Genomic DNA, 276 nt, shown 5'->3' on the forward strand with positions numbered 1-276 from the left:
ATGTCGATCTTCGTCATCGGCAACCTGCTGTCGGCGCTGGCCCCGAACTACGGCCTGCTGCTGCTGTCACGGCTGGTGACCAGCCTCAATCACGGTGCGTTCTTCGGCATCGGCGCGGTGGTCGCCGCCAGCCTGGTGCCGAAGGAGAAGCAGGCCGCGGCGGTGGCGACGATGTTTATGGGCCTGACCATCGCCAACATCGGTGGCGTGCCGCTGGCGACCTGGGTCGGCCAGCAGCTGGGCTGGCGCCTGGCCTTTGCCGGCACCGCCGTACTC

The 276-nt window shown here is 68.1% G+C and carries 1 protein-coding gene; it reads left to right on the forward strand.

Going from position 1 to position 276, the window contains the following annotated elements:
• A partial coding sequence (locus tag FQ664_RS25985; RefSeq protein WP_144175862.1) for an MFS transporter occupies positions 1-276 on the forward strand: 276 nt, incomplete at both ends.

The sequence above is a fragment of the Pseudomonas persica genome (assembly GCF_900291015.1).
Taxonomy (GTDB): domain Bacteria; phylum Pseudomonadota; class Gammaproteobacteria; order Pseudomonadales; family Pseudomonadaceae; genus Aquipseudomonas.